This window comes from Mycobacterium sp. 1245852.3, from assembly GCF_001669335.1.
GTDB lineage: Bacteria > Actinomycetota > Actinomycetes > Mycobacteriales > Mycobacteriaceae > Mycobacterium > Mycobacterium europaeum_A.
On sequence record NZ_LZLL01000394.1, the window covers coordinates 1 to 7,891 of the forward strand.

The 7,891-nt window shown below is 66.9% G+C and carries 8 protein-coding genes; 5 read left to right on the forward strand and 3 right to left on the reverse strand.

Annotated features, from left to right (window positions below; genetic code table 11):
- Positions 1-223 (reverse strand): hypothetical protein (locus A9W96_RS17800; protein WP_156765298.1); only part of this gene is annotated, 223 nt, incomplete at its 3' end.
- Between the two features lie 129 nt (positions 224-352).
- Between A9W96_RS17800 and A9W96_RS17805 the strand changes: the two genes are divergently transcribed.
- From A9W96_RS17805 to A9W96_RS17825, 5 genes are all read left to right on the forward strand, one after another.
- Entirely contained in the window at positions 353-1,879 is a 1,527-nt protein-coding gene (locus A9W96_RS17805) for a mannitol dehydrogenase family protein (RefSeq protein WP_066878708.1), read from the forward strand.
- On the forward strand, positions 1,876-2,733 hold the full coding sequence (locus A9W96_RS17810) for an HAD family phosphatase (protein ID WP_067025219.1): 858 nt from the start codon (positions 1,876-1,878) through the stop codon (positions 2,731-2,733). Before A9W96_RS17805 ends, A9W96_RS17810 begins: the two co-directional genes overlap by 4 nt.
- Before the next feature lie 33 nt (positions 2,734-2,766).
- Positions 2,767-4,179: a mannitol dehydrogenase family protein gene (locus tag A9W96_RS17815; protein ID WP_082972388.1), complete on the forward strand. Its 1,413-nt coding sequence runs from the start codon at positions 2,767-2,769 to the stop codon at positions 4,177-4,179.
- Entirely contained in the window at positions 4,176-5,084 is a 909-nt protein-coding gene (locus tag A9W96_RS17820; protein WP_067141719.1) for a carbohydrate kinase, read from the forward strand. Before A9W96_RS17815 ends, A9W96_RS17820 begins: the two co-directional genes overlap by 4 nt.
- Positions 5,085-5,180: 96 nt before the next feature.
- On the forward strand, positions 5,181-6,098 hold the full coding sequence (locus A9W96_RS17825) for a Ku protein (RefSeq protein ID WP_066866734.1): 918 nt from the start codon (positions 5,181-5,183) through the stop codon (positions 6,096-6,098).
- 6 nt (positions 6,099-6,104) lie between these two features.
- Here the strand turns inward: A9W96_RS17825 and pstA are convergent, their stop codons facing one another.
- Both pstA and pstC read right to left on the reverse strand, forming a co-directional pair.
- Positions 6,105-7,007 (reverse strand): phosphate ABC transporter permease PstA, encoded by a 903-nt coding sequence (gene pstA / locus A9W96_RS17830; protein ID WP_066866841.1) that lies wholly within the window; start codon positions 7,005-7,007, stop codon positions 6,105-6,107.
- Positions 7,008-7,056: 49 nt separating this feature from the next.
- The coding region (gene pstC, locus A9W96_RS17835; protein ID WP_067141726.1) for a phosphate ABC transporter permease subunit PstC at positions 7,057-7,891 on the reverse strand (835 nt) is incomplete at its 5' end.

Consider the following 7,891-nt stretch of genomic DNA (forward strand, 5'->3'; position numbering starts at 1 on the left):
CGCGCGGCAGCCAGTCGGGCGCCGATGCGGCCAATTGCTTTTCGAAGAAGGACTCTTCGTCGACGCCGTTGGGCCACCGCTTGCGCGTGGCCGGACGGCCGGCGACGTGCGGGATCATCACCTCGGCGATTTGCGTGTAGTAGTCGAAGATTTCGCCCTTGGTGGTGCCGGTGGCGGGGTACAGCACCTTGTCGGCGTTGGTCAGTTTCACCCGCGGTGCCATGTTGTCAACCTACGCGTTTCGCGCGTGTTAACCGTTTTGACCTCCACTAATCGTGTCACAGTCGACTTTTTTTGTGACATGACTAACGAAGGGGTTAGATTGCCGATCGACCCGGGGCACAGACACACAATGTTTGACGTAGTCCCCTCCCCTTGGCGTCGAAACAGCGGCGTCCCACTCAGCGATGCGACGCTGCGACTGCATTCACAACGCGTCGACATCCCCACCTACGACCGGTCGGCCCTCGGCCGAGGAGTCGTCCACATCGGCGCGGGCAATTTCCACCGCGCACATCAGGCCGTCTACTTCGACGACTTGGCCCGTTCGGGCATCTCTGGGCGTTGGGGGGTGACCAGCGTCAGCCTGCATTCCCCCGACGTCAAACACCTGCTGTCGGCCCAGGACGGGCTGTACACCGTCGTGCAGCGCGGCCACGACCGCCAGACCGCCCGCGTGGTCGGCTCGATCGGCTCCGTGCATTACGCACCGAACGACGGCGCGGCCGTGCGTGCCGCCCTGGCAGACCCCCAAACCCGCATCGTCAGCCTGACCATCACCGACAACGGATACTTCCTCAACCCGGTCACCGACGAGTTCGACGCCGACCACCCCGACGTGCGCGCCGACCTCGTCTCCTCCGACGGTTTCGCCACCACGTGGGGATACCTGGCCGAAGCCCTGGATCGGCGCCGCCGCGCCGGCATCGCCCCCTTCACGGTGCTGTGCTGCGACAACGTTCCCGGCGACACCCAGCCCGCGAGAACCGCGCTGGTGTCGTTCGCCGCGTTGAAGGACCCCGGGCTCGCCCGCTGGATCGACACGCACGTCGCGTTCCCGTCGACCATGGTCGACCGCATCACCCCGCAAACCACCAAGTCCGAGCGCAAATTCGTCGAGCAGACGTTCGGCGTCGCCGACAAATGGCCGGTGGTGACCGAGCCGCATCGCCAGTGGGTGATCGAGGATTCGTTCAGCAACGGGCGACCACCGCTCGACGAGGTCGGCGCCGAGTTCGTCGCCGACGTCAGCGACCACAAGCTGATCAAAACCCGTCTTCTCAACGGAACCCACATCGCGCTTGCCTGCCTGGCCACCCTGGCCGGCTACCAGCGCACCGACGAGGCGATGCGGGACCGCATCATCTTCGACTACGTCGAACAGCTCCTGCGCGACGAGATTCAGCCGCTGCTGCCCCCGGTTCCCGGCATGAACACCCCCGAGTACCGGGGCACCTTGCTCGATCGGCTCAGCAACCCCCGGATGAGTGACCAGCTTTCGCGGCTGGCGCGGCGCGGAACGAACAAGATCGCGACGTTCGTGCTGCCCTCGCTGCAGGAGGCCATCGCCCAGGGCAGGCCGCACACGCTGCTGATGTTGGCCGTCGCCGGATGGGCGCGCTACATGCGCGGCCACGACCTCAACGGGCGCAAGCTGCGCCTGGAAGACTCGCAGGCGATTCCGGTCGCTAGGTTGGCCAACATGGCACGCAGTAACCCGGATCCGCTGCTGGGGCATGAGATGTTCGCCGAGGTGCGCGCGGTTCCCGGCTTCTCCCAGCGCCTGGGCGCGATGATCGCCGATATCGACGTGCGCGGTGTGGTGCCCACGCTGCGGGACGCGATGCGCAATGACGAGCGGGAGTTGGTGTCGCGATGACCGGCGGGTTGACCTTTGTGCGCGCCTTCGACCCGGCGCCGATCACCACGTTGCTGTGCGACGCCGACGACAACCTGTTCGGTTCGGAACGGCCGGCTTTCGACGCCTCGACCGAGGTGACCAATCGTTTCCTGGCCAGGTTCGGCGTGACCGCCCCGCTCAGCTCCGAGGAGTTGCGCAAGCGAGCCGTCGGGAAGAACTTCCGCACCACGGCCCTCGACCTGGCGGTGCAGTGCGTCGTGCCGCTCGAGCAGTCCCTGGCCCGGGGCCGTCCCGCGGCGGTGATCGCCAACGCCGACGACCTCGCGGGCGGCAACGCGCTGTCCGCCGACGAACTCGAGCAGTGGGTGGGCGAGGAGCGCGAACGGGTCACCGCTCATCTGGCCGCCACGCTGACCCCCGATCCGCAGGTGCTGGAGCCGCTGCGAGAACTCGCAACGCGCTACGCGCTGGCGGCCGTGAGCTCCAGCGCCACCAAGCGGTTGCGTGCCTGTTTCGCCGCCACCGGTCTGGACGCGCTGCTATCGGAGGCGGTGACGTTCAGTGCGGAGGATTCTCTTCCGGTGCCGACAAGCAAACCCGATCCCGCGGTGTACCTGCATTGCGGCCAGGTGCTGGGCGTGGCGGCCGAACAAGGGCTGGCCATCGAGGACTCGGTGGCGGGCGTGACGTCGGCGGTCGCGGCCGGCTACGCCACCATCGGCAACCTGATGTTCGTGCCGCCCGACGAACGGGATTGTCGCCGTGAGGAATTGATCGAGGCCGGTGCAGTCGCGATAACAGATTCGTGGCACGCTATCGCCGATGCCCTACTGTTGTCGGCCGCACCGGGCGGAGGTTCGGTAGCCAGGTGACGATCCGGGCACTGCCCGGGGAGGAGTTGGCCAATGGAGGCTGGCGGAATCAATCTGAACAATGCGACGCTCGCCACGCTGCCGATCGAGGCGCCGACCTATGACCGCGGCAGCGTGACCGTCGGCATCGCGCATATCGGCGCGGGTCATTTCCACCGCGCGCATCAGGCCGCGTACCTCAATCTGCTGCTGCAGCAGGGCCTGGCGCGCGAGTGGGGCATCTGCGGGGTCGGGGTGATGCCCGCCGACTGGACGATGCGCGATGTGCTCGACGATCAGGACGGGCTCTATACGCTGATCCTGGAAAAGCCCGACGGCAGCCGGGACGCCCACGTGATCGGCTCGATCATCGACTACCACTACGCCCCCGACGATCCGGAGCCGGCGGTGGAAGTGCTTGCGGCACCGGCCACCCGGATCATTTCGCTGACCATCACCGAGGGCGGGTATCGGGACCCGGACGGGCCCGCCTTCGCGTTGATCGTCGAGGCCCTGCACCGGCGTCGCCGGCGTGGGCTTCCCGCGCCGACGATCGTGTCGTGCGACAACATCGAGAACAACGGTGAGATCGCCCGGCGGGCCGTGCTGGCGAACGCCGAAAGCCGGGACCCCGCACTGGCGCAGTGGATCGATGGACGCGCCCGGTTCCCGAGTTCGATGGTCGACCGGATCACCCCGGCGACGACCCTGCAGATGGCCGCCGAGGTGCGGCGCGATTTCGGCATCAACGACCGGTGGCCGGTGGTGGCCGAGCCGTTCACCGCCTGGGTACTCGAGGACGATTTCGCCGACGGCAGGCCGCCGCTGGAAAAGGCGGGCGTGCTGCTGGTCGACGATGTCGCCCCGTACGAGCTGATGAAGCTGCGACTGCTCAACGCGGGCCATCAGTGCCTGGCCTACTTCGCCCATCTGTGCGGCTTCACGTTCGTCCACGAGGCCGCGAGCGATCCGTTGTTCGCCGAATTCCTGCTTGCCTACTTTGAATCCGAGGCCATCCCGACCTTGCCGCCGGTGCCCGGGATCGACCTGCACGACTACACCCGCACGCTGGTCGAGCGGTTCTCCAACCCCGGCGTGCGCGACACGGTGTCGCGGTTGTGTGCCTACTCGTCGGATCGCATTCCGAAATGGTTGATCCCGGTGATCTGCGACAACCTGGCCAGCGACGGCCCGGTTCAGGTGACGGCCGCGGTGGTGGCGAGCTGGGCCCGCTACGCCGAAGGCACCGACGAATGGGGTAAACCGTACGAGGTGGTGGATCAACTTGCGGATTCGCTGATCCCGATCGCGCGTTCGCAGTACGAGAATCCCACGGCGTTCATCGAAATCGCGGCCGTGTTCGGCGATTTGGCCCACCAGCCGCGCTTCGTCCAGGCCTACACCTGGGCGTTGGACTCGCTGCACCACAAGGGCGCCCGCGCGACGCTGGAGGCCTTGGTGCGATGACCCGCGGCCTGGTCATCGGCGAGTCGCTGATCGACATCGTCGGGGCCGACGAGCATGTCGGCGGTAGCCCGCTCAACGTCGCCGTCGGGCTCGGCCGGCTGGGCCGCGAGGTCGACTTCCTGACCTCCATCGCCGACGACGCGTACGGCAGGCGCATCGCGGACTACGTCGAATCCGCGGGCGTGCAACTGCTTTCGGATAGCACAACGGCGCGGCGCACCGCGACCGCGCGTTCAACGATCGCCGAAGACGGCTCGGCCGACTATGTTTTCGATCTGGACTGGCGGCTCTCCGGAACCCCGCCGGTCGCGCCGCCGCTTTTCGTGCACACCGGATCGATAGCCGCCGTGCAGGATCCGGGCTGCCTGGCGGTGGCGGCGCTGATCGATACCTATCGCGTCTCGGCCACCGTCACCTTCGATCCCAACGTGCGGCCGTCGCTGATCGCCGACCGGGAGCCGGCCGTCGCGCGCATCGAGCATCTCGTCGAACGCAGCGACATCGTGAAAGTCAGCGAGGAAGACCTGCGCTGGATCGACCCCACGCAGCCGCCCGAGCAGATCGCGCAGACGTGGCTGCGGTTGGGACCCGCGATCGTGGCGGTGACGATGGCCGACCGCGGCGCGGTGGCTTTCTGCGCGGCCGGGGTGGCCCGGGTGCCGACCCGCGCGGTCCGCGTGGTCGACACCGTCGGGGCCGGCGACTCCTTCATGGCCGGCCTGCTCGACGCGCTGTGGGAATCGGAATCGTTGGGCGGTGACCGGCGCGCCGCGTTGCGCGAAATCGATGTGGACGCGCTGACCGCGGCACTCGAGACGGCGAGCATGTGTGCGGCGCTGACCGTCGCCCGCGCGGGAGCTGACCTGCCGGACCGGGCTGCGCTGGATGCCGCTTCGGCTCGCTAGGGGCGCCTCCCGTCGGTGCGCGGGCCCGGTCCAACGACCAAGGTCGTAGCCTCGTCGTGCTGTTTTGCCGCAGGCCCGCCGGGCATACTGATCTGCATGCGCTCCATCTGGAAGGGTTCCATCGCGTTCGGGCTGGTGAATGTCCCGGTCAAGGTGTACAGCGCCACCCAGGATCACGACATCAAGTTCCACCAGGTGCACGCCAAGGACAACGGCCGCATCCGATACCAGCGCATTTGCGAGGTGGACGGCGAGGTCGTCGAATACCGTGACATCGCCCGCGCCTACGAATCCGACGACGGCCGCACGGTCATCATCACCGACGACGACATCGCCACCCTCCCCGAGGAGCGCAGCCGCGAGATCGAGGTGCTGGAGTTCGTGCCGGCCAGCGACGTGGACCCGATGTTGTTCGACCGCAGCTATTTCCTGGAGCCCGACTCGAAGTCGTCGAAATCCTATGTGCTGCTGGCCAAGACGCTGGCCGAGACGGATCGGATGGCGATCGTGCATTTCACCCTGCGCAACAAGACCCGGCTGGCGGCTTTGCGCGTCAAGGACTTCGGCAAACGCGACGTGATGGTGATCCACACGTTGTTGTGGCCCGACGAGATTCGCGATCCGGACTTTCCGATCCTGGACAAGAAGGTCGAGGTCAAACCCGCCGAGCTCAAAATGGCCGGGCAGGTGGTGGATTCGATGGCCGAGGAGTTCAACCCCGACCGCTACCACGACGACTACCAGGAGCAGCTGCACGAGCTGGTCCAAGCCAAACTCGAAGGCGGAGAGGCGTTTACCACCGAGGAGAAGCCGAAGGAGCTGGACGAGACCGAGGACGTCTCCGACCTGCTCGCCAAGCTCGAGGCCAGCGTCAAGGCGCGCTCCGGTAACGGCAAGGCACCCGCGAAGAAGGCGCCCGCGAAGAAGGCCGCGGCGAAAAAGGCCCCGGCGAAGAAGACGGCCGCCAAGAAGGCTCCCGCCAAGAAGACGGCCTCAAAAGCGTCGTCGAAGTAAGCCCGCTCAGCGTTTGCGCGTGGCCAGGAAACGGGTCAGCGCGGCGACGATGTTGATGGCGGCGACCATGATGATCAGCGTCAGCGCCGCACCCCAGATCCGCAGGAAGCCCGCGTGTTCGGGGTTGGTGAGCTCGGTGTAGATCAGCAGCGGCAGCGAAGCCATGTTGCCGTGGAAGATGTCGAGGTTGATCGACCGGCTGTAGCCGACCAGCACCAGCACCGGCGCCGTTTCGCCGATCACCCGCGCGATGGACAGCAGGATGCCGGACACGATGCCAGGCATCGCGATCGGGAAGACGATCCGCACGATGGTCTTCCATTTGGACACACCGAGCGCATAACTGGCTTCACGCAGGTCGTCGGGCACCAGCCGCAGCATCTCCTCGGCGGAGCGCACCACCACCGGCAACATCAGCAAGACCAGCGCCAGCGACACAGCGAACGAACTCTGCTGGAAGCCCAGCGTGGCGATCCAGAGGCTGAAGATGAACAGCGCCGCCACGATCGAGGGCACCCCGGCGAGCACGTCGACCATGAATGTCGTCAGCCGCACCAGGCGCCCGGATCCGTATTCGACCAGGAACACCGCGGTCATCAGTCCCAGCGGTACGGCCAGGGCCGCGGCCACCCCGGCCTGCACCAGCGTGCCGTACAGCGCGTGGTACACGCCGCCGGAGAACTGTTCCGGCAGCACGCCGTGCAGCGAATGCGTCCACCACCCCGACCGCGTCACGGCGTACCAGCCGCGTTCGATGACGATCCAAAGCACCCAGATCAGCGGCACCAGCGCGACGCAGAACGAGCCGAGGAAGAAGATGGTCGCGGCGTTGTTGGTGATCCGACGCCGAAAGCTCAGCGGCCTGAACACCTCGACCTTGACCGGCCGGTCGAGCGCTTCAGCCGTCACGAGCGCCACTCCTCCTCATCGCTTCGCTCTGCATCGTCGCCGGCGCGGGTCATCCGTTGACCTTGCCGCCGGCGATCGCCCGCGCGAGCGCGTTGACGACGAACGTCAAGACGAACAGCGCGAACCCCGCCGAGATATACGCCCCGGTGGGCAACGGCTCGCTGAACTCGGCGGCCGCCGAGGCGATCTTCGAGGCGAACGTGTAGCCGCCGTCGAACAGCGACCAGTTACCCGGGCGGGCGGCCGACCGCAGGATGATCAGTACCGCCACGGTTTCGCCCAGCGCACGCCCCAACCCGAGCATCGAGGCCGCGATCACACCGCTGCGGCCGAACGGCAGCACGGTCATCCGCACCACTTCCCATTTGGTGGCGCCCAGCGCCTGGGCCGCTTCCATCTGGATGTGCGGGGTCTGCCGAAACACCTCACGCGAGACGGAGGTGACGATCGGCAGGATCATCACCGAGAGCACCACCGCGGCGGTGAAGATGGTCCCACCGCCGGCCAACGAGACGTTGCCCTGCTTGAACAGGAAAAACCAGCCGAGGTGGCGATTGAGATACGCCGCCACCGGCTCGATCTGCGGTGCCAGCACGAAAATCCCCCACAGCCCGAAGATGATCGACGGCACAGCGGCGAGCAGATCCACCACCGCGCCGAACGGACGCGCCAGCCGCTTCGGCGCGTACTGGGTGAGGAACACGGCGATGCCGACCGCGACGGGGACGGCCAGCACCAGCGCGCTGACTGAACTGAGCACCGTGACCATCAGCAGGTCGCGGATACCGAACGCGAGGTTGTGCGGGTCGCTGGTGCTGAATTTGGCGCTGGTGAAGAAGTTCGCGTGGTTCACGCGCAGCGACGGGACGGCACGCAGCAACAGG

Excerpts from the sequence above, each read along its gene's own strand:
- A9W96_RS17805 (WP_066878708.1), top strand. The coding sequence starts at position 353 with ATGTTTGACGTAGTCCCCTCCCCTTGGCGTCGAAACAGCGGCGTCCCA.
- A9W96_RS17810 (WP_067025219.1), top strand. The coding sequence starts at position 1,876 with ATGACCGGCGGGTTGACCTTTGTGCGCGCCTTCGACCCGGCGCCGATC.
- A9W96_RS17815 (WP_082972388.1), top strand. The coding sequence starts at position 2,767 with ATGGAGGCTGGCGGAATCAATCTGAACAATGCGACGCTCGCCACGCTG.
- A9W96_RS17820 (WP_067141719.1), top strand. The coding sequence starts at position 4,176 with ATGACCCGCGGCCTGGTCATCGGCGAGTCGCTGATCGACATCGTCGGG.
- A9W96_RS17825 (WP_066866734.1), top strand. The coding sequence starts at position 5,181 with ATGCGCTCCATCTGGAAGGGTTCCATCGCGTTCGGGCTGGTGAATGTC.